Source organism: Sporosarcina sp. P19 (genome assembly GCF_002743165.1).
Taxonomy (GTDB): Bacteria; Bacillota; Bacilli; order Bacillales_A; family Planococcaceae; genus Sporosarcina; species Sporosarcina ureae.
This window is the reverse complement of sequence record NZ_PDYR01000001.1, coordinates 85,816-112,316: the sequence shown is the minus strand read 5'-3', so window position 1 is coordinate 112,316 and position 26,501 is coordinate 85,816. Positions and strand designations below refer to the sequence as shown.

Annotated in this window: 30 protein-coding genes; 8 read left to right on the top strand and 22 right to left on the bottom strand. The window is 38.8% G+C overall.

Annotation, left to right across the window (positions count from 1 at the left end; translation table 11 throughout):
* The first annotated feature begins 152 nt into the window (after positions 1 to 152).
* Positions 153 to 473, top strand: coding sequence for an ArsR/SmtB family transcription factor (locus tag CSV74_RS00555; protein ID WP_099690206.1), 321 nt, complete (start codon positions 153 to 155; stop codon positions 471 to 473).
* Between the two features lie 13 nt (positions 474 to 486).
* Positions 487 to 3,045, top strand: coding sequence for a heavy metal translocating P-type ATPase (locus CSV74_RS00550; RefSeq protein WP_099690205.1), 2,559 nt, complete (start codon positions 487 to 489; stop codon positions 3,043 to 3,045).
* A 244-nt stretch (positions 3,046 to 3,289) separates the two neighbouring features.
* Here the strand turns inward: CSV74_RS00550 and CSV74_RS16845 are convergent, their stop codons facing one another.
* Together CSV74_RS16845 and CSV74_RS16840 are read right to left on the bottom strand one after the other, a co-directional pair.
* The gene (locus tag CSV74_RS16845) at positions 3,290 to 3,955 is read right to left on the bottom strand and encodes a cytochrome P450 (RefSeq protein ID WP_233190706.1); all 666 of its coding nucleotides are present in this window, start codon (positions 3,953 to 3,955) and stop codon (positions 3,290 to 3,292) included.
* Positions 3,956 to 3,967: 12 nt separating this feature from the next.
* A complete protein-coding gene (locus tag CSV74_RS16840) occupies positions 3,968 to 4,300 on the bottom strand; it encodes a cytochrome P450 family protein (protein ID WP_233190704.1) in 333 nt (110 codons plus the stop codon).
* Between the two features lie 381 nt (positions 4,301 to 4,681).
* Between CSV74_RS16840 and CSV74_RS00540 the strand changes: the two genes are divergently transcribed.
* Genes CSV74_RS00540 through CSV74_RS00530 form a run of 3 tightly spaced genes read left to right on the top strand, consistent with a single transcriptional unit; the run spans position 4,682 to position 7,356 of the window.
* Positions 4,682 to 5,818 (top strand): betaine/proline/choline family ABC transporter ATP-binding protein, encoded by a 1,137-nt coding sequence (locus CSV74_RS00540; RefSeq protein WP_099690204.1) that lies wholly within the window; start codon positions 4,682 to 4,684, stop codon positions 5,816 to 5,818.
* Positions 5,811 to 6,464 carry an ABC transporter permease gene (locus CSV74_RS00535; RefSeq protein WP_099690203.1) on the top strand — a complete coding sequence of 218 codons (654 nt, stop codon included), beginning with the start codon at positions 5,811 to 5,813 and terminating at the stop codon, positions 6,462 to 6,464. Before CSV74_RS00540 ends, CSV74_RS00535 begins: the two co-directional genes overlap by 8 nt.
* A 1-nt stretch (position 6,465) precedes the next feature.
* Positions 6,466 to 7,356 (top strand): glycine betaine ABC transporter substrate-binding protein, encoded by an 891-nt coding sequence (locus CSV74_RS00530; protein WP_099690202.1) that lies wholly within the window; start codon positions 6,466 to 6,468, stop codon positions 7,354 to 7,356.
* 152 nt (positions 7,357 to 7,508) lie between these two features.
* Here the strand turns inward: CSV74_RS00530 and CSV74_RS00525 are convergent, their stop codons facing one another.
* From CSV74_RS00525 to CSV74_RS00500, 6 genes are all read right to left on the bottom strand, one after another.
* The gene (locus CSV74_RS00525) at positions 7,509 to 7,961 is read right to left on the bottom strand and encodes an SRPBCC family protein (RefSeq protein WP_099690201.1); all 453 of its coding nucleotides are present in this window, start codon (positions 7,959 to 7,961) and stop codon (positions 7,509 to 7,511) included.
* Between the two features lie 118 nt (positions 7,962 to 8,079).
* A complete protein-coding gene (locus CSV74_RS00520; RefSeq protein ID WP_099690200.1) occupies positions 8,080 to 8,451 on the bottom strand; it encodes a VOC family protein in 372 nt (123 codons plus the stop codon).
* Between the two features lie 57 nt (positions 8,452 to 8,508).
* Positions 8,509 to 8,895 (bottom strand): DUF1801 domain-containing protein, encoded by a 387-nt coding sequence (locus tag CSV74_RS00515; protein ID WP_233190702.1) that lies wholly within the window; start codon positions 8,893 to 8,895, stop codon positions 8,509 to 8,511.
* Between the two features lie 189 nt (positions 8,896 to 9,084).
* Positions 9,085 to 9,513 carry a VOC family protein gene (locus tag CSV74_RS00510; protein WP_099671161.1) on the bottom strand — a complete coding sequence of 143 codons (429 nt, stop codon included), beginning with the start codon at positions 9,511 to 9,513 and terminating at the stop codon, positions 9,085 to 9,087.
* 107 nt (positions 9,514 to 9,620) lie between these two features.
* A complete protein-coding gene (locus CSV74_RS00505; RefSeq protein ID WP_099690198.1) occupies positions 9,621 to 10,016 on the bottom strand; it encodes a VOC family protein in 396 nt (131 codons plus the stop codon).
* A gap of 776 nt (positions 10,017 to 10,792) precedes the next feature.
* Complete coding sequence (locus CSV74_RS00500; protein ID WP_099690197.1) at positions 10,793 to 11,068, bottom strand: DUF2564 family protein; 276 nt, start codon at positions 11,066 to 11,068, stop codon at positions 10,793 to 10,795.
* 131 nt (positions 11,069 to 11,199) lie between these two features.
* On the opposite strand from CSV74_RS00500, the gene CSV74_RS16570 reads away from it, so the two are divergent.
* Positions 11,200 to 11,373: a hypothetical protein gene (locus CSV74_RS16570; protein ID WP_158231720.1), complete on the top strand. Its 174-nt coding sequence runs from the start codon at positions 11,200 to 11,202 to the stop codon at positions 11,371 to 11,373.
* Between the two features lie 289 nt (positions 11,374 to 11,662).
* Here the strand turns inward: CSV74_RS16570 and CSV74_RS00495 are convergent, their stop codons facing one another.
* The 13 genes from CSV74_RS00495 to CSV74_RS00435 all read right to left on the bottom strand — a co-directional run bounded on the left by CSV74_RS00495 (position 11,663) and on the right by CSV74_RS00435 (position 25,037).
* A complete protein-coding gene (locus tag CSV74_RS00495) occupies positions 11,663 to 13,312 on the bottom strand; it encodes a long-chain-fatty-acid--CoA ligase (protein WP_099690196.1) in 1,650 nt (549 codons plus the stop codon).
* 93 nt (positions 13,313 to 13,405) lie between these two features.
* Positions 13,406 to 14,128: a 2-phosphosulfolactate phosphatase gene (locus tag CSV74_RS00490; RefSeq protein WP_099690195.1), complete on the bottom strand. Its 723-nt coding sequence runs from the start codon at positions 14,126 to 14,128 to the stop codon at positions 13,406 to 13,408.
* On the bottom strand, positions 14,125 to 15,189 hold the full coding sequence (locus CSV74_RS00485) for a phosphotransferase family protein (RefSeq protein ID WP_099690194.1): 1,065 nt from the start codon (positions 15,187 to 15,189) through the stop codon (positions 14,125 to 14,127). Before CSV74_RS00485 ends, CSV74_RS00490 begins: the two co-directional genes overlap by 4 nt.
* Positions 15,190 to 15,264: 75 nt before the next feature.
* A complete protein-coding gene (locus tag CSV74_RS00480; RefSeq protein WP_099690193.1) occupies positions 15,265 to 16,035 on the bottom strand; it encodes an SDR family oxidoreductase in 771 nt (256 codons plus the stop codon).
* Between the two features lie 15 nt (positions 16,036 to 16,050).
* Complete coding sequence (locus CSV74_RS00475; protein ID WP_099690192.1) at positions 16,051 to 17,259, bottom strand: acyl-CoA dehydrogenase; 1,209 nt, start codon at positions 17,257 to 17,259, stop codon at positions 16,051 to 16,053.
* Between the two features lie 98 nt (positions 17,260 to 17,357).
* Positions 17,358 to 18,089 carry an oxygen-insensitive NADPH nitroreductase gene (nfsA, locus tag CSV74_RS00470; RefSeq protein ID WP_099690191.1) on the bottom strand — a complete coding sequence of 244 codons (732 nt, stop codon included), beginning with the start codon at positions 18,087 to 18,089 and terminating at the stop codon, positions 17,358 to 17,360.
* 126 nt (positions 18,090 to 18,215) lie between these two features.
* On the bottom strand, positions 18,216 to 19,148 hold the full coding sequence (locus CSV74_RS00465; protein ID WP_099690190.1) for a phosphoglycerate dehydrogenase: 933 nt from the start codon (positions 19,146 to 19,148) through the stop codon (positions 18,216 to 18,218).
* Between the two features lie 17 nt (positions 19,149 to 19,165).
* Positions 19,166 to 20,059: an isocitrate lyase/PEP mutase family protein gene (locus tag CSV74_RS00460; protein WP_099690189.1), complete on the bottom strand. Its 894-nt coding sequence runs from the start codon at positions 20,057 to 20,059 to the stop codon at positions 19,166 to 19,168.
* 18 nt (positions 20,060 to 20,077) lie between these two features.
* Positions 20,078 to 20,641 carry a TRAP transporter small permease gene (locus CSV74_RS00455; RefSeq protein ID WP_158231719.1) on the bottom strand — a complete coding sequence of 188 codons (564 nt, stop codon included), beginning with the start codon at positions 20,639 to 20,641 and terminating at the stop codon, positions 20,078 to 20,080.
* Positions 20,642 to 20,727: 86 nt separating this feature from the next.
* A complete protein-coding gene (locus tag CSV74_RS00450) occupies positions 20,728 to 22,032 on the bottom strand; it encodes a TRAP transporter large permease (protein WP_099690187.1) in 1,305 nt (434 codons plus the stop codon).
* Positions 22,033 to 22,077: 45 nt separating this feature from the next.
* Positions 22,078 to 23,193 (bottom strand): TRAP transporter substrate-binding protein DctP, encoded by a 1,116-nt coding sequence (gene dctP / locus CSV74_RS00445; protein ID WP_099690186.1) that lies wholly within the window; start codon positions 23,191 to 23,193, stop codon positions 22,078 to 22,080.
* Positions 23,194 to 23,265: 72 nt separating this feature from the next.
* Complete coding sequence (locus tag CSV74_RS00440; RefSeq protein ID WP_099690185.1) at positions 23,266 to 23,775, bottom strand: 3-isopropylmalate dehydratase small subunit; 510 nt, start codon at positions 23,773 to 23,775, stop codon at positions 23,266 to 23,268.
* An 11-nt stretch (positions 23,776 to 23,786) separates the two neighbouring features.
* Positions 23,787 to 25,037 (bottom strand): 3-isopropylmalate dehydratase large subunit, encoded by a 1,251-nt coding sequence (locus CSV74_RS00435; protein ID WP_099690184.1) that lies wholly within the window; start codon positions 25,035 to 25,037, stop codon positions 23,787 to 23,789.
* Between the two features lie 201 nt (positions 25,038 to 25,238).
* On the opposite strand from CSV74_RS00435, the gene CSV74_RS00430 reads away from it, so the two are divergent.
* Positions 25,239 to 25,853, top strand: a complete 615-nt coding sequence (locus tag CSV74_RS00430; RefSeq protein ID WP_099690183.1) for a TetR/AcrR family transcriptional regulator — start codon at positions 25,239 to 25,241, stop codon at positions 25,851 to 25,853.
* Positions 25,854 to 25,937: 84 nt separating this feature from the next.
* On the top strand, positions 25,938 to 26,147 hold the full coding sequence (locus CSV74_RS00425; protein ID WP_099690182.1) for a glycine betaine ABC transporter substrate-binding protein: 210 nt from the start codon (positions 25,938 to 25,940) through the stop codon (positions 26,145 to 26,147).
* Positions 26,148 to 26,247: 100 nt separating this feature from the next.
* Here the strand turns inward: CSV74_RS00425 and CSV74_RS16835 are convergent, their stop codons facing one another.
* Entirely contained in the window at positions 26,248 to 26,436 is a 189-nt protein-coding gene (locus tag CSV74_RS16835; protein WP_233190701.1) for a hypothetical protein, read from the bottom strand.
* Positions 26,437 to 26,501: the final 65 nt, after the last annotated feature.

Genomic DNA, 26,501 nt, shown 5'->3' with positions numbered 1-26,501 from the left:
TAACCTTTTCATTATGTACTAACCTGATGTTGCGTTGAACACAAACAGTGGCCCCCATACAGGATTCACTTTAATTTGACATACATATTAGTCATTGCTAATGTGATAATAACAAAACATATTAGTCATGTCTAATATAAGGAGTGATATATATGATACAAGAAAACTTAGAACTTAAAGTGAAGTTTTTGCGTGCATTTGGCGACAAAACTAGGGTTCAAATATTGGAATGCATCAAATACGAGGAAAAGACTGTCTCACAAATTGTGGAAAGTATAGAAGGTAATCAGTCAAATATCTCGCAACACTTAGCTTGTCTAAGAGGTTGTGGGATTATTGTAGGAAGGCAAGAAGGTAAATATGTCTACTATGGACTACGAAATCAACAAATTAAAGAGTTATTAGACACATTTGATCATGTGTTGACTCAAATTGAAAACAATGTTGCTTGCTGTGATAATCATATAAGTTAAGGACGTGCATAGATTGGAAAATACATGCTGTTCTACCAATGTAGAACCTGAAAATCTAGAGAAACAAACATCCTGCTGCAGTAGCAATCAAGTACAAGAAAGTGAAAAATCGACATGTTGCAGCACTAACGCTAGAAAGACGGAAGTGCAAGATGCTAGTTGTTGCAGTGCATCGAATACTGTAGAAGAAAGTACGGAAACATCGAATTGTTGCAGTAATACAGAAAAACCGATAGATCTAGTTAACGTGAACTTGGATCAGGGAATCAAAGAGGAATTTCGGGTATATGGAATGGATTGCCCTGCTTGCGCGGTGACCATTGAAAAGAACTTAAGCACTCTCCAACACATCAATGGAGTGAATGTGAATTATAGTTCTGGCAAAATGCAAATCAACGCGACTCAAGAACTTGATGAAGAGTTAATTCAAAAACAAATGAAAAAGCTCGGTTTCGAAGTCGAACCTAACAAAGTAAATCACAACGTACAGAATTATTTTATTGAGGGCATGGATTGTGGATCTTGTGCGCTAACAATCGAAAACCATTTGAATCATCTTCCCGCTGTTAAACACGTGAGGGTGAATTTCTCAACAGGTAAAATGAAAATTGAACATGAAAATAGCCCCGAAGAAATTATGAACGAAGTAGCGAAAGCTGGATTTAAAGCATCACCTATTTCTACGAATAAGCAGACGCCTTCCTCCACACATTCTCGTAAGCAGAATGAAGCGGTCATTTTTTCAGGTATCCTCATCGCACTAGCATTCATCGGATCGTATACAGGAGTTTCTCCTTATGTAACGACATTCATGTACATCGTGGCCATGATCGTCAGTGGCTTTAAGCCGGTGAAAAGTGCATACTATGCGATTAGAAGCCGTTCGTTGGACATGAATGTTCTGATGTCTGCAGCAGCAATCGGCGCCGCTATATTAGGCGAGTGGCTTGAAGGCGCCACCGTGGTTTGGCTGTTTTCTTTAGGTCTCACCCTACAAAATCGAGCCATCGAAAAGACACGAAAATCCATTCGGGGACTTATGGAGTTAACGCCGCCTGAAGCTTGGGTGAAAGTTGGACAAGAATTCATCAAAAAGCCTGTTGAAGAGGTGTCTGTTAATGACATCATCGTCGTCAAACCGGGAGACAGAATCCCATTGGATGGGGAAATCATCGATGGTGAATCCAGTGTCAATCAAGCCGCGATTACAGGAGAATCTATACCGGTTGATAAAGCTATAGGCAGTTTCGTATACGCAGGCTCTATCAATGAACACGGCTCACTCACCGTTAAAGTGACTAAACTAATTGAAGATACAACCATCTCAAAAATCATCCACTTAGTTGAAGAAGCCCAAGAGAAAAAGGCGCCTACGGAAGCATTTATCGATAAGTTCGCGCGTATTTACACACCCATCGTATTCATACTGGCTCTCTTGGTGATGGTCGTTCCACCGGTATTGACGTTCGGTACTTGGGAGGAATGGATCTATAAAGGATTAATGCTCTTAGTCATTGCATGTCCTTGTGCACTCGTTATATCCACTCCAGTTGCAATCGTTACAGCACTTGGAAATGCTGCTAAAAATGGGGTGCTCATCAAAGGTGGAACCTTCTTAGAAAACGCTGGATCTATTGATGCCATTACCTTTGACAAAACAGGTACACTGACAGAAGGTAAACCGAAAGTTACGGATGTCGTAACCTTTCATGATTCCGAGGAAAATATGTTATCGATCGCTCGAACGTTAGAAGAGCACTCTACTCATCCAATCGCTAAAACGATAGTAGATTACACGAAAGAACAAAACATTCAAGCGATGAAAGGTACGCAGTTTAAAAACTTGGTTGGAAAAGGCATCCAAGCAACAATTGAAGAGACACCTTACTTTGCCGGAAACAGAAAGTTATTTGAAGAGATCGGTGCTCCTCTCCATGAGTATTCACAGCAGATTTCCAGCCTGCAAAATGAAGGGAAAACCATCATTATAATAGGATCCGGTCAGAAGGTTTTAGGCATCATTGGCGTTTCGGATACCATTCGAGAAACAACAAAACTATCGGTAAAAAACCTGAAAAAAATCGGTGTTCAACAAGTCGTTATGCTGACGGGAGATAATGAAGGAACAGCAAAAGCCATCTCTTCCGAAGCTGGCATGAACCGATATTATGCTGAACTATTACCGGAAGAAAAAGTGCATACGATAAAACAATTGCAAGAAGAAGGATATCGCGTGGCCATGGTTGGAGACGGAATCAACGATGCCCCTGCATTAGCAACGGCTGACCTTGGTATAGCTATGGGGGGTGCGGGTACCGACACAGCAATGGACACTGCAGATATCATATTGATGGCTGACAACTTAGAGAAACTCCCACACACCATAAACCTCAGCCGAAAAGCATTGTCGATTATCAAACAAAACATTTGGTTTTCATTAATCGTAAAAGCAGTAGCTCTAGTCTTGATCTTCCCAGGATGGTTGACGTTATGGATTGCGGTATTAAGTGATACCGGTGCTGCGCTGATTGTGATTTTGAATGCGCTTCGGCTTTTGAAGGTTAAGGGTTAGGAGGAACGGTAGGAACGGTACCAGGTCCCCACACAACTCCAGAACAATTCAGAATCGTTTCCAAATTGTGTGGGGACCTGGTACATTCCGTTGGTACATTCCGTCACTCTTTGAATAACAGCACTTTACTGTTCGGGTACGTCGGGAACTGATTCATTGGAATCATCCAATCTTGCTCGGGTACAGTAAATTTGTATTGATTCACTAAGTGGTCAGAAAAGACACGTAAGCTATGAAGTGTAATTCATTCCCCCGCACAACGGTGCATTTCTCTAAACTTCCCGCCACCTTGTGCAATCATTTCATACTCTTCTTCATACGAAATATCTTTCGCTCTTCCTATAAATCGTCTGCTATCAAATTTTTCCGGAGAAGCGATAGTACGCTCGTCGTGGTTACTACCGTAAAGATCCAATACAACCCAACTATCTTTAGGAATCAAGTATCCATCAACTTCAACGTCACTCATCGCAATCGCCGGCAGCATCGGGAAAAATGGATAGTAACGACGCAGTTCTTGAATAAACGAATCTTGCAATTCATCAAAATCACTGTGTAACTCGTCATAAATTTCTCTTTTCGCAAAGAGCGCATGTCCCATTAACGCCACCCAAATGGTCAACGCGACAGTCGGACGAATAATATTTAATAATTCCACCGCTGCTACTTCCACAGGTAATAGTTCTCCATCGAGATCCGTCGCATGGGCAAAAGCATACAAAGCCAGATGTTCTTTTCCCGGCACCGGATGCTCTCGTGCTTCTTTTATAAGATTCTCAGCCCACTTTTCGGACTCATTTCGACCCGTGATCCCTTTTATGTGATCTACAGGCGACGTAACGGCGCCACTAATCATAGAGATTTGATTTCTCGCCAGTTTTTCCAATGTTTCCGAATCAAATTGTTCCAAGTTGATCCCAGACTATTCAGAAATAGAATGAAACAATACTCTATTAGCGAGATCAAACAACTCAAATTCACCGTGCTGTTTGTCTAACTCCTCAGATACATTCTTCGCTAATAATTCATGATACTCTTCCATTCGCTCCGGAGAAATTAAATCCATGAAGTAGTTCTTTCGATGACCGTGTTCTTCACCATCTAAAGTCTGCACGCCACCTTCACCGAATAATGTTTTCAACACGGGTTTCGGCATGGCGCCTTCACGTGTAAAGTTTTCCGGATCGTAAAACTTACGGGCCGCCGCTTCCCCGTATATAACCGTTACTTCTTTCCTTAAGAATTCAGCTTTCACTACTGGCGCATCCACTTCTTCGCGAAGTTATCCTAACAGATTATATCCTTTATTGATTAGTTCTTTCACATCCGTTAATTTAACTTTGGTTTCCGGTAATTTTTTCATGATCTTTCACTCTTGTTTTATATTCATTTTAAGTATTTTTTTATCATGGATTAAGGCTCTATTGCCTGATATACAGTTTGGTAAATATATTAAAGATGCCAGGTACATACACTATTGTAGATCCATGAAAAAGGACTTTTTATTTGTGTAGAGGACTGAAATCTAATTAAATCTTGAATAAATTTTACTAATATGTTAAGCTGTTAATTCAGACGACTTTCTTAATTTATTAAGGAGTGCCGTCTATTTTTTTAATTACTACAGGAGGTACTTATGCTGAAGTTTGAAAATGTGACTAAAACGTACGATGGCGGATTTCAAGCTGTGAAATCTGTCAACTTCGAAATTGCTGAAGGTGAACTACTTGTTCTAATAGGACCGAGTGGTTCAGGTAAGTCTACTACTATGAAAATGATTAACCGGATTATCCCACACACAAGTGGAAAAATTTCTATCAACGGCAAAGATATCAAATCTTACAACGCTGCTGATCTTCGCAGAAATATCGGTTACGTCATTCAACAAGTCGGGCTCTTCCCTCATTACACGATCGAAAAAAATATTTCAATTGTACCGCAACTAAAAAATTGGAACGAAAACAAAACGAGAACACGCGTACTCGATCTACTTGAAATGGTCGGACTCGATCCGAAAATTTATGCTTCGCGGTATCCAAAAGAATTATCAGGTGGACAACAACAACGTGTCGGTATTGCGAGAGCGCTTGCAGCGAATCCAGATGTCATTTTGATGGATGAACCGTTCAGTGCATTGGATCCCATTACACGCGAGCAGTTGCAAGAAGAATTACTAAAGCTACATAAACAGTTAAAGAAGACCATTGTCTTTGTTACACACGACATGGACGAAGCATTAAAGATGGGCGACCGGATTGCCATTATGAAAGACGGCAATTTACTTCAGTTAGACACTCCAGAGAAACTACTACATGAACCCGCTCACGGCTTTGTAGAAGAGTTTATGGGTAAGCATCGAATTATCCAAAACCCTGAACTTATGCCTGTTACAGAAATTATGGCAGAGAAGGTCGTCACGACCCGTTCAAACACTTCTCCAGAACGAGCCATTTCGCTTATACGTCAACGAAAAATCACCGATCTGCTCGTGGTAGATGATCATAAGAAGCTACTTGGAATTGTTTCCGCCTACGATTTAATCAAACAAATTGACGGCATCAAAACCATTGATGAAGTGATGAAACCAGCTGTCCCTTTTTTACTCGATACAGCAACAGCGAAAGATGCCATTATTATGATGGACTCCTCACCGTTTGGCATGATCCCTATTGTGGATGAACAACATATCCTAGTAGGACTCGTCAACCGTGGCTCCTTACTCTCTGCCATGTCTAGTCAATGGACAGATCAGGAGGCCGATCTAGATGAATAATTTAAATATATGGCAACAACTTGTAGAACAAACCAAATTGAGATGGCCAGAAGTACTCCAGGCAACATCCATCCATATTCAACTCGTCTTCTTCTCGATGATCCTTGCCGTAGTCATTGCGGTAACGCTCGGAATTCTTATTACACGCGTACCTAAACTGAAAACTGGAGTCCTCGGTGCGGCAGGCATTATGCAAACCATCCCGAGTTTAGCTGTACTTGGTTTCATGATTCCAATTTTCGGAATTGGCGTTAAAACAGCCATCGCTGCATTATTTCTTTACTCTTTACTCCCTATTATGCGAAACACGTACACGGGGATTAAAGACGTCGATCCAGCCACAATTGAAGCCGCAAAAGGTATGGGTATGACAAGTACGCAAATTTTATTTAAAGTAGAATTGCCTCTTGCCATCCCTATTATTATGGCCGGAATTCGAACAGCTGCGGTCATTAATGTCGGTAACGCGACACTAGCTGCATTCATTGGAGCAGGTGGACTCGGTGACTTCATTTTCCTCGGTATCACACGTGGAATTGATGGATTGATCTTACTTGGGGCTATTCCAGCGGCGATCCTTGCGATTGCTCTTGAAACGTTCTTTAGCGCCGTTGAACGTTGGACGACGCCGAAAGGATTGAGATGATTTGAAAAACAAACTCACACTTTTGCTCGTCACGACCTTACTGGCTAGCCTACTATCAGGATGTATATTCAATGAAAAAGATTCACTCAGACTCGGTTCTCGAAACAATACGGAAAGTATAATTTTGTCTAATATCATGGGACAATTAATTGAAGATCGCTTAGGTGTAGATATTATTTACAAAGAAAACCTAGGCGGCTCATCCGTCGTCTGGAACGCCATGACCAATGACCATATCGATGTCATCCCGGACTATACAGGAACCATCGTCGTGACGTATTACCAAGAAGAGCCTGGCACAGCTGAAGAAACATTAGCTGCAACTAAACGACTGGTTGCTGGTGACAACATCACTGCACTCGGTACGTTCGGATTCAATAACACGTACACACTGGCACTTGACGAGGCGAAAGCTGAAGAGCTTGGTCTAGTGACGTTTAGCGATTTCGCTAAAGTGTCCAAAGACTTTACATTGGGTGCCGTATTCGAATTTATCGACCGACCAGACGGATTACCTGGTTTCGAAAAGGAATATGACATCCAGTTTAAAGACGTCAAAGGCATGGATCACGGCATGATGTATCGTGCGATCGGCGCAAACGAAGTAAATGTCATCAACTCCTACACGACGGATGGACAGCTCGCGATTGCGAACCTCCGAGTGCTAGAAGATGACAAATCATACTTCCCTCCCTACCACGCACTGCCGTTAGTACGAGATGAAACACTCAAAGAATACCCAGAACTCGAAGAAATACTCGGCCTTCTCGAAGGTAAAATCGATGAAGAAACGATGCAAGTCATGAACGGAAAAGTCGATAATGACGGCATCATGGTTGAACTCGTCGCCAAGGAATTCTTGGAGGATAGTGGGTTAATTGAAGAGAAATGAATGGAAACAGCGCACCCTCGTATGTATGGCGAGGGTGCGCTGTTTTTTTCGTAGATGGTACCAGTGTAGAAGGTGCCAGGTACACACACAATTTCAGTACAATTCAGAATAGTTTCCGAATTGTGTCGGGACCTGGTACCGTATCCAACGTTCTACTTCTCCAAATAATGCTTCAATGAATCTAAGTCCTTCGCACATGCTTTCTTAAATGTTCCTGCCATCATCTTTCCAAACAATTTCAAAACGCCAGTTAAACCATTAATCTCACCATTTAATGTAACTTCGGATTGGGAACCTATCGGCACAATTGTGTATGCAAACACATATTCACCTTTACCGGTTGTCCCTTTTGTACCATCACAACGAAGCACAATTTTATTCGGTTCATTCATTTCTACAACCTCAAAGTGTTCGGAAGCTTCTTTTCCATACATTTTCCTTGTTTCCTTCCACTCGCTTCCTACTCGCATAGAACCCGCATCTAATCGTTCAATTCTTACTAAACCTTGCATCCAATTCTTTGCAGCATCTAAGTCGAGTAATCCTTTATACGTTTCTTCTATTGGTGCGTCAATCGTTCTTTTCACTTCAAAATGAATACTCAAATATTTTCCTCCCCAAATTTATAGTAGTAGCTGTAGTCAGCGAAGTACTTTTTGAATGTTTCGACCCGAATAAATTTTATACTAAATAAAACAGTATGTTCCAATTGGATATTCTGCATCATCGGTGTTGGTCGAACAGAATTTTATTACCATCGGGATCCTCAATAGATAAACTTGCAGGACCTTCGCTTGTTTCATCTGCTTCTGACAACAACTTAATACCTTTTTCTTTTAGCTGTCTTTGAATAGCTCTTATGTCTGTGAATGAATCTAGATTTTGAGCATTTTCATCCCAACCTGGATTAAACGTCAGAATGTTCTCTTCAAACATTCCCTGAAATAGCCCGATAACAGTACCTTCATTCTTCATAATAACCCAATTTTGATTCATGTCTCCACCAAATACTTTAAATCCAAGTTTTTCGTAGAATAGTTTTGATTTCACAATGTCTTTTACAGTTAAACTTACAGAGAATGCGCCTAATTTCATATTTCCTCCTCATGAAAAATTACTGTTTAGAAAATCAGTTACTTTAAATGTATCAAATCATAAACTTCCCTTAATTGCGTGATCCTCATTTAGACTCATAGCGTCTTTAATTAGCAAAGTAATAGCTTCTGTCTGAATTTCTTCCAACCTTTTTATTCTTATATGTCTCATTGTTTTTCCTGTACCTTGCAATAATTTATTTTCATCTTTTTCTAGGAGTTCATTTCCTCTATGAAAACCCAAATTCACGTGCTTTTTGGCAGGTTGCAGATAACAAACTAAACCAGTATATGAATAATTGGGCATAGACCATTTAAACTCTTCGGTAAGTTCTTGCGAAGACTCAAAAATTATTTTCCTTAAAGCAGTTGTAATACCTTTAATATCTTTCGGCAATTCTGAAATAAACTGGTCAACCTCTTCAGTATTTCTTTTCTTATTCACCATAAATTTCTCCTTCTAATAATGGTTTCTATTCATATTACTGAAGTAACAGTAAATATATAATTTAATAATAAAAACCGTTCAGACCCCATGGTGTCAGGGGTTTAAACAGTTTTTATCACTCTGTTTTTACAGGTTTCTATTTTTATTTTCCTTTATTCAAATTTAATAATCCGTGTGAAATCAAGATTAATAAGCAGTTTCTTCGTTGTTTAAATTAAATTGCCAAATGACGCCGAATTTGTCCGTGATTTGCCCATAAAGTTTTGCCCAAAAAGTCTCTTGGAGCTCCATTTCAACAGTTCCGCCTTCTTTTAGTCGATCGTATACCTTTTGCAGCTTGTCCTCATCAAAGCTATGATAAGCTAGACTTACGTTATTTCCAACCGTAAAAGGAGAACCTGGGAACGTATCTGAAAACATCACATTGCTTCCTTCAATGTCCAAACGCGTATGCATCACTAAATTTTTGGCTTCCTCGGGAAGAGGATAATCTGGATTGGGAGGATTTTCTCCAAACGTCATAATCTGCGGTTGTTCTGCTTCAAAAACCTTTGCGTAAAATTCAACAGCATCACGGCAATTCCCATTAAACGTCAAATAAACATCAATAGCCATTTCCACCACTCCTCTAAAAATAGTACTTACTCATGCATTATAAATGAAATAAATAACAAAACTTTCCTTCAGCCAATAGCAATTCATTTTTTCAAGAAAACAGGTTATTATTTTGCGTTTTCATCTGGCTGATGAATTCCAAAAATATTTCCCTCAGTATCAAGATAATAGCCTTGCCACGCCATTCCTGGTAGAGCATATTTCGGCATTGCTAAGCTACCGCCACTGGAAAGGATCTTCTCCTCCGTTGAATCGTAATTTGCCACTCCCATCGTACACGCATATCCATTTAGAGCTTGGTTGCGTTCTGGCGGAGGACCTTGACGCTGCATCAACGCACCATTAACACCAGGCTCATCATCATCACCCGTGACGGCTCCGCAATAAGGCATTCCAGCATACTCACTCCAGTCCTGAAATGTCCATCCAAACACTTCCCCATAAAACGTTTTCGCCCGTTCCATATCATCTACATGAATCTCAAAATGGACTAATCTTCCCATTTATATTCCCCCTAGGATTAGCAGAATATTCTTAACTGCTATCTTATTTTAACACATATGAGTTAATTTCCTAATTGTTCTTTTTTAAAAATACACAAAGCGTACATTATTAAACGTACCGTCGGACAGTGTCTCTCTGTAATTAAGATTACTTGTAGACCCAGCATCCATTATATTCATTTAAAATTATCAGCCAGTCCTAGTTCCTTGGATGTTGCACCATATAAAAAGCTGTCAGTAGATTCAAAAGCCGTCTCACTGTACCGCACTTCTTCTCCATTCGTAAAGCGGATCGTCGCGATATACTCACCCGGCTTTTCGATCTTAATATACGTAAAAGGAAGCGAACATAACTGTGTATACTAGAACAGTCAACCAAGCTTGCATACATTTAAATGAATTTCTTGTCTTCACTATTACTGTATATCAAACAGAATCATTTGTAGCGCATCTTTTACTGATATACTATGGGTAACGATTGTTAAGATAATAGGTACCAGGTCCATACACAACTCTAGTTCAATTCAGAATTGTTTCTGAATTGTGTTGGGACCTGGCACCTTATCGATGGATATCGCGTTAATTGAAGAAAAACAAATGGAAACAGCGCCCCCTCTTGTGCAGATGAGGGTGCGCTGTTTTTTAAAAGATGGTACCAAGTGCAATGATAAAGATACCTATGCGTGAAACTTTCACGATTATTTAAACAATCACGTTTGTTTTTCACACAGACACCTTATTTTTAAAGTAATGAAATGATGTAGTGCCATCATTGATTACTCGCCTTTCTGCATTTGGGTTTCATTTAATTGCTGCTTGAGCGAATCCAACTGTCCCTTATGCTGCTGAACCATGTCTAACTCTTCGTTAAATTGCTTTGCATTCCTAAACGCGTTTTCAGCACGCTCGATTGCATTAAACGCATGCTCAATTGCCATTTCTTCCGGATGAGACATCGCTTGTTTCACTGCACGATCTGCTTTCTCTACCGAATTACTAAAAAATGTGCCCGGATGATCCTTTTTCCAACTTGGGCCAGAATCCTTTGCCATATACTTCGCCTCCCATATGTAAAATAGATGATAACAAGCTTAGTATCGCAATTTATAGTGGAAGTATACGCAAGAAGATTCAATTCAGAATAAGAATGGAACCGAGTTTCATTCAGAGTTGCTTCTGATTTGTGTTGGGACCTGGTACTTGCTTCAACGAAAATACTATTCCATTTTCACCTTCACTGGCAATGAATGTTGGACTGAATGCTGCACTCTTCCTGCAACAACTTCACTACCGTTTGAACGCTTCTAAAAACATCCGTGACGGTCATAAGTGGGTCTTCAATACGTATGACGACTGAATGGAACAATTTCTATTTTGGTCGCTGAACTCGGTCATACGGATTACGTATGACTTGGAACAGAAGGCTTACCTGATTTCCACTTCGAAGCACAACAAGACGATAATCCACAACACCATATTTAAAAACACCTTTTGTGTAATATTCATGAGTGCTTAAAAAATCACATTTGTTCTACATAAAGGTACGTTGTTTATCATATTATACTTTTCTTTATTCTTAATACAGACTAAATCTACTAGAAAAGACAATGCTGAATAAAATCTAGGAATATATATTAATTTATTTTCTATGTTGATTGTAACTGTCGCCACAAAATCTTCCCACTACTCGTTGTTGGAAAACTATCTCTGAATTCCACAATACGGGGATACTTGTAACTAGCCATTTGATCTTTAGACCAGTTAATTATCTCTTTAGCAGATACTTTACCTTTATACTCATCTTTTAATATAATGAGTGCTTTAACTGTTTCCCCACGTAGTTCATCAGGATGCTTAACGACACACGCTTGTTGAATCGCTTTATGCTTGTACAAGATAGATTCTACTTCTGTAGGCCAGACCTTATAGCCAGCTGCATTGATCATTCTTTTCACGCGGTCAACAATGAAAAAATATCCTTCTTCATCTACTTTAACAATATCGCCAGTTCTAAAATATATTTTCCCATCTATCTCTATATGGCTCGCTTTGGTTTCTTCAGTTTGACGATAGTACCCTTTAAACATTTGAGGGGCGTTAACAATTAGTTCACCTTCTTCATACAGTTCAACTTCACCGCCAGTCACGGGATCTATGACTCTGGCATCCACGCCAAATGAAGGTATTCCCATACATTGCTTTTTAGGGCGATGGGTGGGGTTAAAATGGGTATGCGACATCATTTCAGTCAACCCGTAGCCCTCAATATATGAAAGACCTAGCCATTGCTCTAATTTCTCACCCACAGCTTGTGGTAATGTAGCACCCCCGCCGCCAACTATTTCAAGAGAGGACGTATCATAATCCGCAATGTTAGGGTTTGCCAGGAAATCGATGAGCATCGTACTGATGTTTATCCAATGCGAAACCTCGAATTTCTCAATTGCTTTTACTGCATACTCACGATCCCATCTTGTAAGGACAACCAGTAAACTGCCTGATAAAATTGGACTTAACGCACTATGCGTTAGTCCTGTAACATGGAATAGAGGTAAACTTACCAATGTCACCATGTCAGGACTCATAGACATCCAATGGTAAGATCCAGTTATATTAGCTTGTATCGTTGCATTTGTATGAATACAACCTTTCGGCAATCCTGTTGTACCTGACGTGTAAGGTATCATTGCCATGTCTTCACTTTCTCCTTTATATAAGGAAAGTGTGACATGTTCCTCTAGCGCTTCTTTCCAAGCTATAGTCTTCGGTAAATCTTTTTTCATTTCTTGCACTTCTTTCGGAATCTCTGCAAGTGCTTTAGATTCATCAATATATTCACCATACGTTGCAGCAATTACTTGCTGCAATGTTGTACTACCTATTAATGGTTCTATTTTTTCATAGAGTTCCTGTCCTATAAATGCACAAGAAATATCTCCGTCCTCTAAAAAAAAGCGAAGGTCTTCAGTCGTGCTCATCGGATTAATTGGAACTACGACTGCTCGTATGCGAAGTATAGCAAACATACTGATCAAAAACTGTGGTGAGTTTTGCATGAATAACAATATCCGGTCACCAGCTTTCACCCTCGCTTTGGACTCTAGATAACCCGCTAATTGCTCGGCTTCATCAAGTATGTTTTGATAGCTTACAGATCCTCCATAGAATTCTATAGCTGTCTTATCTGGGTATTTTTTGGCAGTCATAGTTAAGTTGTCAAAGATAGTAGTCTTAGGAAGGCTCAATGTCTTCGAGAGTCGCGGTGGCCAAAATTTAAAGTGTGCTGTATTTTTCATTAAACCTCTCCTTCTTGGTTTCTTCTACTGACCTAATTAAACTAAGTAGATTATATATTTCAGCTATAACTAAATTCTTGAAACTATTATGTTCTACTCAAGTACTATTAGGCCATCTTTCACGTAAGGCGCAGATCGAATTATACTTTTTTGGCTAACATATTGAATCTCACTACAATGGTCATGTTGTTCGAGTGATGTTCCAACTCGCGATTTTTTTAAAACTTGTTCACTTTCATCTTGATAACTTTCATAAAACCACTTCGCTCCTAATGCGCTATCGGTTAACTCAAGCTGCTCGTTATATTTCATTTGTAAACAAGAAATAAAATAGCCAGCTCCATAAAAGTCTTCTAAACAAAACTGTCCGGCTGAACCTGAACATACTAATAAAAGTGTTTCATCCTCATAGTGTTCAATTACTTTTTCTACAACTACTTCTGTATTAAGCAACGACGCAGTCCAGACCTTTTTGGCACCTGCGGCTTTCCGTATTGCTATGGTACCGTTTGTAGTAGATAAAACTATATGTTTATCTGATACATGTTCAATAAGCAACGTTGGTAGCGGGTCTAGAAACCCTTCAATTGTTTTGCCATTGACTTCTCCAGCTAAAACTGCTTCACCTTCGCAACTTTCAATAAGTCTTAGTGCCTCTTCTTCATTAAGAGCAGGTCTTATAGATTGTGCCCCACGATCAAAACAAGCTGCAATCGTCGAGGTAGCCAATAAAATATCAAAAATAACAACCGACTTAGTAGATGTGATTTTTTCAGTATCTAATTCTTCTTTAGTCATCAGTACATGAACTTTCATGCCTGATCTCGCTTTTTTGATACTTCTACTGCATAATGAATTAAGTTTTCAACAAAAACATTAAAGTTCTCAAATCGTGCATCATTCGTCTGGCCGTTTTCGTAACGATAGTATATTTGTTGACAGATAGCCGCTAATTTAAAATAAGCAAATGCCATATAATAATTAATTGAGCTTACATCTCTTCCACTTTTCTCAGCATAGGATTGAATAAATTCTTCGCGTGTGTAAAAACCATCCATAACCGTAACAGGTGGCTCCCCAAGTCCATTTTTCAGGAAATCCGGGTCGTTATTCTGAATCCAATAACTCATTGCCACCCCCAAGTCAGCTAATGGATCTCCCACCGTAGTCATTTCCCAATCGAATAATCCTGTCATTTCAGAAAAATCTTCTGAGAACATTGCATTATTTAACTTATAATCATAATGGATAATAGTAGGTTGTTGTGAAGTTGGTAAATGATCTACTAGATACTCTTTTATTTCATCTATACCATTAATCTCACTTGTCTTTGCTTTTTCGTAACGAGTGATCCAACCGGTAACTTGCCTTTCCAAGAACCCTTCAGGTTTGACTAAATTCACCAGGTCGGTTTCTCTATAATCGATTTCATGTAAAGCGACAAGTTGATCAACCATCAATTGAGAAATTTTTCTCCCTAACTCTGCATGGTACTTTACATCACTAGGAAACTCCGAATCAAGAACTATTCCTTTACGTCTTTCCATAATAAAAAATGGTGCTCCTACAATTCCAGTATCCTCAGAGAAAAAATAGGGTTTTGGAGCTGCCTGGAATACTTGATTCAAGCTTTTCAAGATAGTATATTCTCTTTTCATGTCATGTGCTTTTGGTGCAACTGGTCCCATTGGCGGCCTTCTAAGAACACCTTCCCAGTCATTCATTTGAAGCAAATACGTTAAATTAGAATGACCAGCGCCGAATTGACGAATAACTAATTCACCTTTCGGTATATTGGTTAAATGATCATCAATAAATGTATGCAGTACATCTAAATTCACTTCTTCTCCACTTCTTACTTCAATCGTATCACTCATTCGATAACCTCCCTTCCAACTCAAGCCGTTAAAAATATAAAGTAACAACAGGTAATCAAATTTCTTTGTTTAGTATTAGAATGCTGTAGCACCGCCATCAACCGTTAAAATATCACCTGTGACATAATCTGATGCATTTGAAGCTAAGAAAAGTGCAGGTCCTTTTAAATCCGAATCACTTCCTAGTCTTCCAAGTGGAGTACCATCCAAGATCGTTTGTTGTCCATGTTCAATAAGTACTTTTGACATTTTAGTTGGAAAGAAACCGGGAGCTATTGCATTTACATTGATTTGATGTTTTCCCCACTTTACTGCCAAATCTTTTGTCATCGTCATCACGGCACCTTTGCTGGTGTTATAGCCGATTGTTTGCATGAAAGGATCCGTACCCCCAAAGCCCGCGATTGATGCGATATTAATGATTTTCCCACCTTTTTGTTCAATCATGACCTTACCTACTTCTTGACTCATTAAAAATGTTCCTGTTACATTAACATTCATAACTTTTTCCCATGCTTCTAATGGCATATCCTCAGATGGTGCCGCCCAACTTGCTCCACTATTGTTCACAAGAATATCTATTCTTCCAAACTTTTGTTTTGTTTTTTGAACTACCTTCTTTACATCTTCAGGGTTTGTCACATCACAGCTTATTGCCAGTGTGTCAACGCCAAGTTCTTGTAACTTCTGACTCATCTCTTCACACGCCGCTCCATCCCTTGAACAGACTACAATATTTGCACCTGCTTCAGCGAAAGACTCCGCAATTTGTGCTCCGAGGCCGCGTCCACCACCCGTCACTATTGCAGTCTTACCTTTTAGAGAAAATAGGTCCATTGTATTCATGATGCACTCCTCCTGTCATAGATGCTTTTTTAATTCTAATCTTGCGACTTGTCTTGCATGTACTTCATCAGGACCGTCTGCAATGCGAAGTGTACGTGCACTAGCATACATATAAGCTAAAGGTGTATCTTCACTAACACCCGCTCCACCGAACGCTTGAATGGCACGATCTATTATCTTGGTAGCCATATTTGGCGCAACAACTTTAATCATCGCAATCTCTGCTTTAGCCACTTTATTCCCTACCGTATCCATCATATAGGCAGCTTTCAACGTCAGCAGTCTCGCTTGTTCAATCTCCATCCGTGATTCCGCGATCCATTGTTGCACAACTCCATGTTCCGCAATCTTTTTTCCAAATGTTTCACGTTCTTGTACACGTTTGCACATTAGCTCCAGTGCTCTCTCAGAAGCACCGATTAGACGCATACAGTGATGAATTCTTCCCGGCCCTAAACGACCTTGTGCAATAGCAAATCCTTTTCCTTCTTCCCACAGCATGTTCTCTGCCGGTACTCTTACATTATCGAAAGTAATTTCCGCATGACCATGAGGAGCATCATCATACCCAAATACCGGGAGCATACGCTCAACTGTCAATCCTTTTGTATTCATTGGTACTAGTATCATGGATTGTTGGTCGTATTTTGAAGCATCTGGATCGCTTTTTCCCATGACAATCATAATTTTACAGCGAGGGTCTCCTGCACCAGAAGTCCACCATTTCTTTCCGTTAATTACATATTCATTACCTTCACGAATGATGCTAGACTGAATATTCGTTGCATCACTTGAACCTACTTCTCTTTCGGTCATCGCAAATGCTGAACGAATCTCACCATTCAATAAGGGTATTAACCATTCTTGCTTTTGTTTATCAGTACCATAGCGCGACAAGACTTCCATATTGCCCGTATCAGGTGCGTTACAATTAAATATTTCAGGAGCTAGGAATGACCGTCCCATTATTTCACAAAGGGGAGCGTATTCTAGATTCGTTAATCCTGCACCATACTCTTCATCAGGCTGAAATAAGTTCCACAATCCTTTAGCTTTTGCTATTTCTTTTAATTCTTCTATAATAGGCGGAACTTCAGTCCAACGATTTTCCTGAGCATCCAGTTGATTTCGAAACACAGCCTCATTTGGATAAATATATTCCTCCATAAAGTTTGTTACTTGCTCTTGTAATTCAATGACACGGTCTGAATAAGAAAAGTTCACTTTGTTTACTCCCTCCAACATACCGATCAATCAGTATGTACATAATGTTTTCATTTGTGATTGTATAGCTTGATATTGATACTGTTTCTACACTTGATTTATCTATGTTTATATCCTCTCTCCGACATAAACTTTCCTAAATTTTCTCTTCTTGGGTTTTCCAAGAATCGCGTCATGGACTCCGACCAATCCGTGTCTTTTTGATTCGTTTCTCTGCTTTGATAATAAGCTTTTAGCTGAATATCGTATTGAGGAATTAACTCCTCATATTTCTTTTTATTGTAAGCGTTTTCATGAATAACCGCTTCTACCGGAAGTCTCGGCTTAACCTCATTAGATTCATCTGGAACACCTATCGTCAAACCGTATAGAGGAACAACTCCATATGGCAATTCAAGTAGCTCACTAATTTCATAAGGTGCGTTACGCACTCCTCCAATATAACAAATACCAAACCCCATTGATTCAGCGGCAACTACCATATTTTGAGCAAATAAACCCGCATCGGTTACGCCAACTATTGTATTTTCAGCAAGTGAAAACTCTATATCACGCCCTAATAGACTAGCCGCCTTTTTCAATCTGGCATAATCCATACATATTACGAAGACCGCACCGGCACCATTAATTTGCAAAGGATTTTTTGCTAAATCTGCAAGTTTCTTTTTCTTTTCCTCGTCTGTCACATGAATGACTGAATACGTTTGGACAAAATGGGAACTGGCTGCCGCTTGACCCGCACTTACAATATCGAGTACTTGCTTCTGACTTAAAGGAATATCTTTATACTTCCTGACTGATACATGCGATTTCAATAATTCAATCACCACGAAATTTCACCTCCAAGTGTTTCTCTTTTTCTTATTAATGAATTTTTATAATGATCCATCTATACGCATTCTATATAATGTTACTTACGTTACCTCAATTATAAATTTATGAAGTAGAAGTTTATCTTAATTAGTCAGTACATGAATTACATTTTTCGCCGTTTCCATTCCCATGAATGCTAAGGAATCGTACGTATAGGCAGCTGTATGACTGGAAGCGGTAAATCGTTCATGTTTCATTAATTCCTTATTAAATTCCGGTTCATGCTCGAAGACATCCAAAGCAGCGCCTGCAATGAGATTTTCATTCAAAGCAGTCAATAAATCCTCTTCGTTTATAATTCCACCCCTCGCAGTATTGACTATAATTACATTGGGCTTCATTTTCTTGAATGCCTTTAAGTCGAGCAAATGTTGTGTCTCAGGATTCAAGTCAGTATGCACTGCAATATAATCAGACTGTCGATAGATCTCTTCTAACTCGTGATAGGTAAAGCCAAGTGTTTTTGCACTTTCTAGATTTGGAAATTTGTCATAAGCTATGACATTCATACTGAAACCATTCGCTCGTTGAATTACTGCCTGACCAATTCTTCCGGTACCAATAACGCCTAATGTTTTACCTGAAAATCCAAACCCCGGCTTCTTATGCCACTCACCTTTTTTCACTTCTTCTACTGTTTGAGGAATATGTCTAGCCGAAGAGATCAATAGACCGATAGTGTAGTCCGCCACTGCATTTGTACTCGCATTTGGTACATTTTTTACGGCTACTCCTTTACTTTCCGCCAATTCTAGGTCGATATTATCAATACCGATTCCATGTTTAGCAATCACTTTTAGTTTTCTTGCATTTGCAAGCAATTGCTCATCTACTTTTTCAATTCCTACTACAAAAGCATCTGCATCTCTCAAGCTGTCAGCAAATATTTCTCGATCATTTATCTCGTCATCCTTCAAAATGATTACTTCACAATCATTTTGTTGTAGATATATAATCGGTTCGCTAGTTATTTTTCCGAATGTTGGAGAACTGCTTACGACTTTATATGTTGTCATACATGAAAACCACCCTATTATTTAGTAATTACTTCTTCACTCGGTAAATATTTTTCTTCCATGTTACTTACCCTATCCATGCCTAGTTTCTTGACCAGTTCTCCGTGCAGTGTCCGAGGTGTTTCCATTCCCTTAGTAGTCCCCTTGGATCCAATCTCATAAAATGCATTCTCAACTGCCTTATGAGAGGCCGTTACGGAAACTAAGGCGAAATGAGCAATTTTGGGCCCAATCCATTGAATTTCCTTCATGGATAACTCCTCTAACCAACCTACAATGACGAGAGAGACAGGACAGTCCACTGCATCGACGAATTGTTTTACTTCCTCTTTATTACGAAACGCTTTTGAAATAGGCTGGACAATATCCGCGCCTGCTTCTCGGTAGCGTTTCGCTCTCTTAATGGATTCTTCTACATTCGTCGCATCCGTTCTAGCTATAATCAATGTATTAGGATTCGACTTATTTTCAGCAGCTGCTCTAATTTTTCCCACTGCTTCTTCGATTGGCAAGATGTTGTTCGTTTCATCCACGCATATCGGACAGCGTTTCGGACTAATCTGATCTTCAAATATCATCGCCTCTGCACCAGCTTGTTCAAACTCATGCACTGTTTTAATTACATTTATCGCGTTGCCGTAGCCCGTATCTACATCTGCAATAAGGGGCTTGTTGGATACATAAGTCATTCTTCTAACGGTTTCTACATTTTCCGTTCTGGTATACATTTCAATATCCGGCAACCCCAGTAGTTGCGCTGAAATAGCAAATCCACTCGAGAGTAATGCATCAATTCCATCTACATCATTTGCGATTCTGGCACTCAGTGCATCCCCTACTCCAGCAGTTATAATCAAATCTTTTTTATCCATCAATTCTTTTAATGTATATAGTTTTTTTTCTTTAATCATAGTCTATTCCTCCTTATGTCACGAAACGTATGTTTGATCCATCGCTTCTTCACTACTTTGTTGTTTAGTAAAAGTTATCCAAAGTTCTTTAGAGAAGATGTTTTTCATTAGAACAAATACTATTTCAATAGCAATTCCCATAAAGCCTATTGGAACCAAAAACAGGAATGGGTAAATTGGAAATAAAATTCCTCCTGCAGGAAAAGCGAATCCTTCCGCCACTCCGGTGAAGGAGTAATTCAACGTATAGTAAGTAAATAACAACGCAATGATTAGCTCTACTAAGAGCATTAACAACAATAATATCTTCTGAACAAATCGCGGCATTTTCTCTACTACCATCGATATTCGCGGCATTACACCCGTCGAATATGCATAAAGAATAATAGTAAAGGATGCCAGGCTCATGAAATAGTTTTGAACGATTTCATAACTGCCTGCAATGGATTTAGAAGTGACGTTTCTAGATAATACATCTGCAGTGATTAAGAATATCATTCCAAATAAAGCTATTCCTGATAGAAAAATACCTGCTTTTTTGAAGTAACCAAAAACCCTATATGCATTCGTTAACTTGTTCATTAGGATCATCCTTCACGTCAGTTTTAAAATCTGGTTATCCATACAAATTTTGAAGATTGATTCTGACATATATTTAGTAGTTTGTATTATTTTACTGTTGAAGGTAACCAAGTGACCAAACTAGGGAATACAATCATTAATCCACAAACAACAATGGTCAGTATAAGTGCAATCATAATTCCGTATTTGAAGATCGCTTCCGACGAAATGCCGCTTGTAGAAGATACAGCATATACACTCAGTCCTACTGGTGGTGTAATTAAACCTAGTGTACTAATAACTGCAATAAATACACCGAACCACAGAACATCGACATCTGCCGCTTGGATAATAGGCAACACTACAGGTAACGTCATTAATATAACGGCTGCTCCTTCAATAAACATGAAGAGAAGGAAGAACAATACCGATAAAATGCAGAGAATTAATACTGGGTGTCCGAGTAATGGTTCCAATAATAAAGTGATTTTTCTCGGAAGTAAGGAAAGCGATACAAAACGACTAAATATATTCGCACCTATTAATATTAGGATAATCATACCTGTGATCTTTGCCGTCTCACTTACAGAGGATTTGATAAAATTCAAATCTACCTTTCCCAATACTAGAGCAGTTAATAAACCCGCTAAAGCTCCAATGGCTCCTGCTTCAGTCGGAGTAACGATACCCGAGTAAATACCGCCAAATACAACTGTAAAAATAAATAACCCGACAACTACTATAATAAGAGATCTTCTCCAGCCTATCTCTCTTGCTCCAGCAGAAATCTGATCTTCTTCCTTTCGTTGATCTTTAAACATAAACAATAAGCACACAATTAAAGTGAGCATCATAAGTATTCCAGGAACTATTGCTCCAATAAACAATTTACTTATCGGCGTCTCTGTAATTACACCAAAAAGAATTAATATAATACTTGGAGGAATAATTCCTGACAACGAACCGCTTGCTGCAGAAATCGCACCAGCCAAGGCAGGTTTATACCCGTACTTGGTAAGTTCAGGAACTGCTACTTGTCCCAATGAAGCAGACGTAGCAGCACCTGATCCCGATACAGCTCCCAATAGACCTCCAATTACGATAGTCAAGGAACCGAGGACTGCGGGCTTTCCACGCGAAACGTTATATACCATCGCAAAGGCATCCTCGACAACACCTGCCTTCAAGATGAACTGAGCCATAATGATAAAAAGTGGAATGGTCGTCAGCGTATAACTTGAGATTTGAGTAAAGGGGTCATGACTGAGAAAACCTGAAATGATATCAAATCCATCGACATACATTAGACCTAAAATACCAATCGTCAGCAATATCGTATGAATATGGAATCCTGCAATCATGAGTAGGATAAAACCTAATACTATAACCGTTAACAATCCCAAATCATGCATAAGTATTCGCTCCTAACTAATTGGACTTCAGTGTTATAGATATACTTACAGATCTTTAACTGCTTCTGGCACATCTCCGCCCTGCTCAATTACGATATCTCTCCACAGTTTCGCGATTTCTGTACCTGGATCACCTTGTTTATTAAGCAATTCAATGAAGTCAGTCCATGTATCTTCCATTCCTTCAATAAGTAATTCTTTTACTTCTGGGTCCAGATCGTTTAAACTGACAAATTCTCCGCCTTGCTCCTTAGAGTTTGCAATAATTTCTTCGCTTCGATCGACCCAAAGTTCTGCACCATTTTCAACAAGTTCATCAGATGCATCTATCATGATTTTTTGAATATCTTCAGGGAATTCATCCCATTGCTTTTCTGTCATAGCTAGAAGAGAACTAAAATGACCTAAGTTTATATCGTTAACTGTATACTTAAACAATTCTTCAAACCCATATCCTGTCCAGTCTGAAATGAAAAGGAAACTTCCATCTACAGCTCCCCTGCTCATTGCATCATATAAATCAAATGTAGGCATTGTAACAGAGTTTGTACCAATCTTTTTTGCATAAATCTCATGAATACGAGATGGTGTACGTAATTTGGCCTTTTGAACGTCTTTCACACTATCAAACTTTAAACCGGTTGTAGAAATTGAATACTCTTCAGAGATTGTTGCCGGCAGTACTTTTAAAGACTGTGCACCGTATTCTAGCTCTGCAAATGTTTTTCCATCTTGCAATTCTACATCACTGTTAATCAACTCTTTAAAAGCTAAACTTCCAATTATCGGACTGGATTTAGTTAAAGGCAACATTGAAACTTCAGATAGCGGGAAAGTTGAAGGTTCATAAATAGGAAGTAATGGTGCAGCAATATTTACTGTGCCTTGTTTAAGTGCTTCTACTTCGTTTGTAGCTTTTACAAGTTCTTCAGATGTAAAGGTCTCGAATGTAACTCTACCATCAGAATCTTCTTCTACCTTTTTCATCCAAGGTTCATAGAAGCCTACCCACAATCCATGATTTGCGCTAAGTGCTGAAGTAACTCGTAGTTTATAAGTTTCACCATCATTTGAATTTGCTGCTTTTTCTGAATCCTCACCACAAGCTGTCAATAATAATAATGCAAATCCTATAATTACTAAAAACATTTTTGATTTCATTTGACTTCCTCCAATTTCATGAATTTTGGATGTTCAAATCCAGATACAGATCACTTTAGCGTTTTCATTAAATCAAGATGTCAATCTTCTTTCACGCAAATAAGTAATAATATCTCCATACCTGATTAACTCCTTAGTTTTCTCCGGTACTCTTTCACTCTTCAAAGTAATTCCTTTATCAATAAAAGTTAGCTCTTCCGTATTCCAATCGTATTGTAGGCGATCCCAACGATCAGCAACATCTACAACACCTTTACATTCGATAAGCGGAAACCCATTTGTCGATTCCCCACGATAGAATCCAGGTGAGAAGGATTCTGCAATAATTCCTTTAACTCCTAGCGCCCTCAGTGCACGACAAGATGGATAATGTGGATGCCCATACCCAAAGTTTTCTCCACCAATTATCACATCGCCCTCACGAACTTGATTTTTAAAATCTACATCATAATCGCTCATGCACACATCTTTCAATTTTTCAATATCTTGTATTTTCATATTGTTTACTCCTACTACTAAATCGATATCAAAGTTTGGTTCATCGAATATCCAAGCGACTCTACCGTCCAAGTTCTTAATCATATATTCTCCTCCTATAACATAGTCCTAGGATCAGTTATTTTGCCATTTACTGCAGTAGCGGCAATTGTATAGGGACTAGCTGTATATATATCAGCTTTGTTACTTCCCATACGTCCCGGTACGTTTAAAGTCCCAGTTGATACTGACCTTTCTCCATCTGAAAGCGCTCCCATTTGTCCGATACAGAAATCACATGAAGATGCTTGTACCAAGGCTCCAGCTCTTATTAATTTTTGAGTAAGTCCTAGTTCACTCATCTGCAATTGAATTTGCGTTGTAGTTGGCACCGCATTTAAACGAAAACTTTCCGCAACTTGGCGCCCTTCTAGAATTTCTAAAGCTTGTTGGAAATCTTTTATTCGACCGCTAGCACAAGATCCAATATATCCGTGATCAATAGATAGACCCAGGACTTCCGAAATTGGAACTGTATTTGCAGGTGTTGGCGGTATTACAATAACAGGCTCCACTTCATCTAACTTAATAGTATATTCAAGTAAGTATTTTGCATCTCTATCTGGATAAATATCTTCATAATCTTTCACATTATGTGCTTCAAGATATTCATGTGTCACTTCATCTGTTTCCATAACAGCGGACACACCGCCTAGGAACATAGCTAAATTACATAAAGTAAATCGTTCATCCATTTCCAATGATTTAAGACCAGGTCCACCGTACTCAATTACGCTAGAGCGACAACCTGAGGGTCCGATTTGTTTAATAATAGAATGGAATACATCCCGAGAAGTAACTCCTTTGAGCAATTTACCCTCTAAATTGATTCTAACTGTAGGTGGAACAACAAGTGAGACTTGTTCTGTCACAAAAGCCTCTATCATACTATTCCTGATTCCCATCCCAATTGCTCCTAGAGCCCCAATTGTACTAATATGTCCATCAAAATGAACAACAAATTCGCCAGGTTTGATATACCCTTTTTCTGAAATTACTTGATGGCCAATGCCTGCACCTTCATATAATTTAAAACCATATTTTTTAGAAAACCTTCTAGTAATTTGATGTATCTCTTGTTCTTTAGGCGTTCCGGCAGGATAGAAGTGATCTATAAACAGTAAGAATTTTTCAGGATTCTTCACTGTGTGTATATCCAACTCTTCCATTTGCTTTTCGTACTTATCTATATATCCCGGATAATCATATGCAGTGATAATATCTGGAGAAAATAATTTTTCTTCTCCAACCTTCACTCTCGTATTGTAGTTTTTAGAAAATATTTTTTCGGCTATTGTTTGACCCAAAACTACACGTCCCTTCGATTATTTTTAATAAAACATAATTCTTGATTTCATTTACTGAATATAAATGCTACTATAAACGTAAATAGACAGACAATTTAATTCAGTCATTGAATTAAGTCATTGACCCAAGTCAAATACTTAATAGAATAGTACAACTAATCTGAACATTTAGCAACATCTAATTTAACAGGAGGAATTAATATGAATAATAAAACACCGATTAGCCGCGAAAAGAAGGCAAAGAACACAAAAAACAAATTATTCAAAAGTGCTTTAATATTGTTTAAAGACAAGGGAATTGAGAATGTACATATTGAGGAAATTACTGATTTGGCTGGCGTTTCCAAAGGTTCATTCTATACATACTTCAAATCGAAGCATGATGTAATACTTGAGCATTACCAACTCATAGATGAAGTTTATGAGGAAAAGTACAACGAACTAAAAGATGTGAATTATACTCTAACTAATCAATTGCAGGCTATATTACTTTCAGGTTTTTACTTTTGTGATGATATGGGTTTCGACTTTCTATCAGCTGTACTAATTAACCAACTATCTTCTCCTGATGATGAAACATTTATAAATAACACAAACCGGAAATTGTATATAATTGTTAAATCTATAATAAAAGAAGGTATGGAATCTCAGGAATTCAAAAATGAAGAAAACGAAGAATTTTACACAGAAATGATCTTGGTGTGCTATAAAGGATTGTTTTTAGAGTATAGCTTACTCAAAAATTCAACAATTCTATTAAGTGACTTTGGCAAAAAACCAATGGATATGCTGATTAAAGAGATATTAACTAGGTAAAGTAACAAAATACACCGAGGATAGTACTTTCATTAATAGAATTATATTACGTTATAATAAAGGGAATTTGAGCATTGTTGGAAGATGACAAATCATTACTTCCCTCCCTACCACGCACTGCCGTTAGTACGAGATGAAACACTCAAAAAATACCCAGAACTCGAAGAAATACTTGACCTTCTCGAAGGTCAAATTGATGAAGAAACGATGCAAGTCATGAACGGAAAAATTGATAATGACGGCATCATGGTGGAACTCGTCGCCAAGGAATTCTTAGTGGATAGTGGCAAGTGAATGGAAACAGCGCATCCTCTTGTGAGGGTGCGCTGTTTTTTTGCACTGTAAAGGAACTATACGTGAAACTTACATGTGCTCTTCACGCAAGTACCTTATTTTAAGATAACTTATTGCCAGAATCGATTACTCCCCTTTTTTTCATCCGGGTCTCATTCAATTGTTGCCGAATCGAATCCAACTGGCCTTTATGTTCTTCAATCGTATCTAACTCTTCGTTATACTGATTCGCATTCCTAAACGCGTTTTCAGCACGCTCGATTGCATTAAACGCATGCTCGATTGCCATTTATTCCGGATGAGACATTGCTTGTTTCACTGCACGATCTGCTTTCTCTACCGAATTGCCGAAAA

Excerpts from the sequence above, each read along its gene's own strand:
- dctP (WP_099690186.1), bottom strand. The coding sequence starts at position 23,193 with ATGAAATCAAAAATGTTTTTAGTAATTATAGGATTTGCATTATTATTA.
- CSV74_RS16835 (WP_233190701.1), bottom strand. The coding sequence starts at position 26,436 with ATGGCAATCGAGCATGCGTTTAATGCAATCGAGCGTGCTGAAAACGCG.
- CSV74_RS00505 (WP_099690198.1), bottom strand. The coding sequence starts at position 10,016 with ATGGGAAGATTAGTCCATTTTGAGATTCATGTAGATGATATGGAACGG.
- CSV74_RS00480 (WP_099690193.1), bottom strand. The coding sequence starts at position 16,035 with ATGAATACAATGGACCTATTTTCTCTAAAAGGTAAGACTGCAATAGTG.
- CSV74_RS00460 (WP_099690189.1), bottom strand. The coding sequence starts at position 20,059 with ATGATTAAAGAAAAAAAACTATATACATTAAAAGAATTGATGGATAAA.
- CSV74_RS00555 (WP_099690206.1), top strand. The coding sequence starts at position 153 with ATGATACAAGAAAACTTAGAACTTAAAGTGAAGTTTTTGCGTGCATTT.
- CSV74_RS00440 (WP_099690185.1), bottom strand. The coding sequence starts at position 23,775 with ATGATTAAGAACTTGGACGGTAGAGTCGCTTGGATATTCGATGAACCA.
- CSV74_RS00450 (WP_099690187.1), bottom strand. The coding sequence starts at position 22,032 with ATGCATGATTTGGGATTGTTAACGGTTATAGTATTAGGTTTTATCCTA.
- CSV74_RS00500 (WP_099690197.1), bottom strand. The coding sequence starts at position 11,068 with ATGGCAAAGGATTCTGGCCCAAGTTGGAAAAAGGATCATCCGGGCACA.
- CSV74_RS00455 (WP_158231719.1), bottom strand. The coding sequence starts at position 20,641 with ATGAACAAGTTAACGAATGCATATAGGGTTTTTGGTTACTTCAAAAAA.
- CSV74_RS00520 (WP_099690200.1), bottom strand. The coding sequence starts at position 8,451 with ATGAAATTAGGCGCATTCTCTGTAAGTTTAACTGTAAAAGACATTGTG.
- CSV74_RS00510 (WP_099671161.1), bottom strand. The coding sequence starts at position 9,513 with ATGGCTATTGATGTTTATTTGACGTTTAATGGGAATTGCCGTGATGCT.
- CSV74_RS00535 (WP_099690203.1), top strand. The coding sequence starts at position 5,811 with ATGAATAATTTAAATATATGGCAACAACTTGTAGAACAAACCAAATTG.
- CSV74_RS00485 (WP_099690194.1), bottom strand. The coding sequence starts at position 15,189 with ATGAGTGATACGATTGAAGTAAGAAGTGGAGAAGAAGTGAATTTAGAT.
- CSV74_RS00430 (WP_099690183.1), top strand. The coding sequence starts at position 25,239 with ATGAATAATAAAACACCGATTAGCCGCGAAAAGAAGGCAAAGAACACA.
- CSV74_RS00465 (WP_099690190.1), bottom strand. The coding sequence starts at position 19,148 with ATGACAACATATAAAGTCGTAAGCAGTTCTCCAACATTCGGAAAAATA.
- CSV74_RS00425 (WP_099690182.1), top strand. The coding sequence starts at position 25,938 with ATGACAAATCATTACTTCCCTCCCTACCACGCACTGCCGTTAGTACGA.
- CSV74_RS00540 (WP_099690204.1), top strand. The coding sequence starts at position 4,682 with ATGCTGAAGTTTGAAAATGTGACTAAAACGTACGATGGCGGATTTCAA.
- CSV74_RS00490 (WP_099690195.1), bottom strand. The coding sequence starts at position 14,128 with ATGAAAGTTCATGTACTGATGACTAAAGAAGAATTAGATACTGAAAAA.
- CSV74_RS00495 (WP_099690196.1), bottom strand. The coding sequence starts at position 13,312 with ATGAAAAATACAGCACACTTTAAATTTTGGCCACCGCGACTCTCGAAG.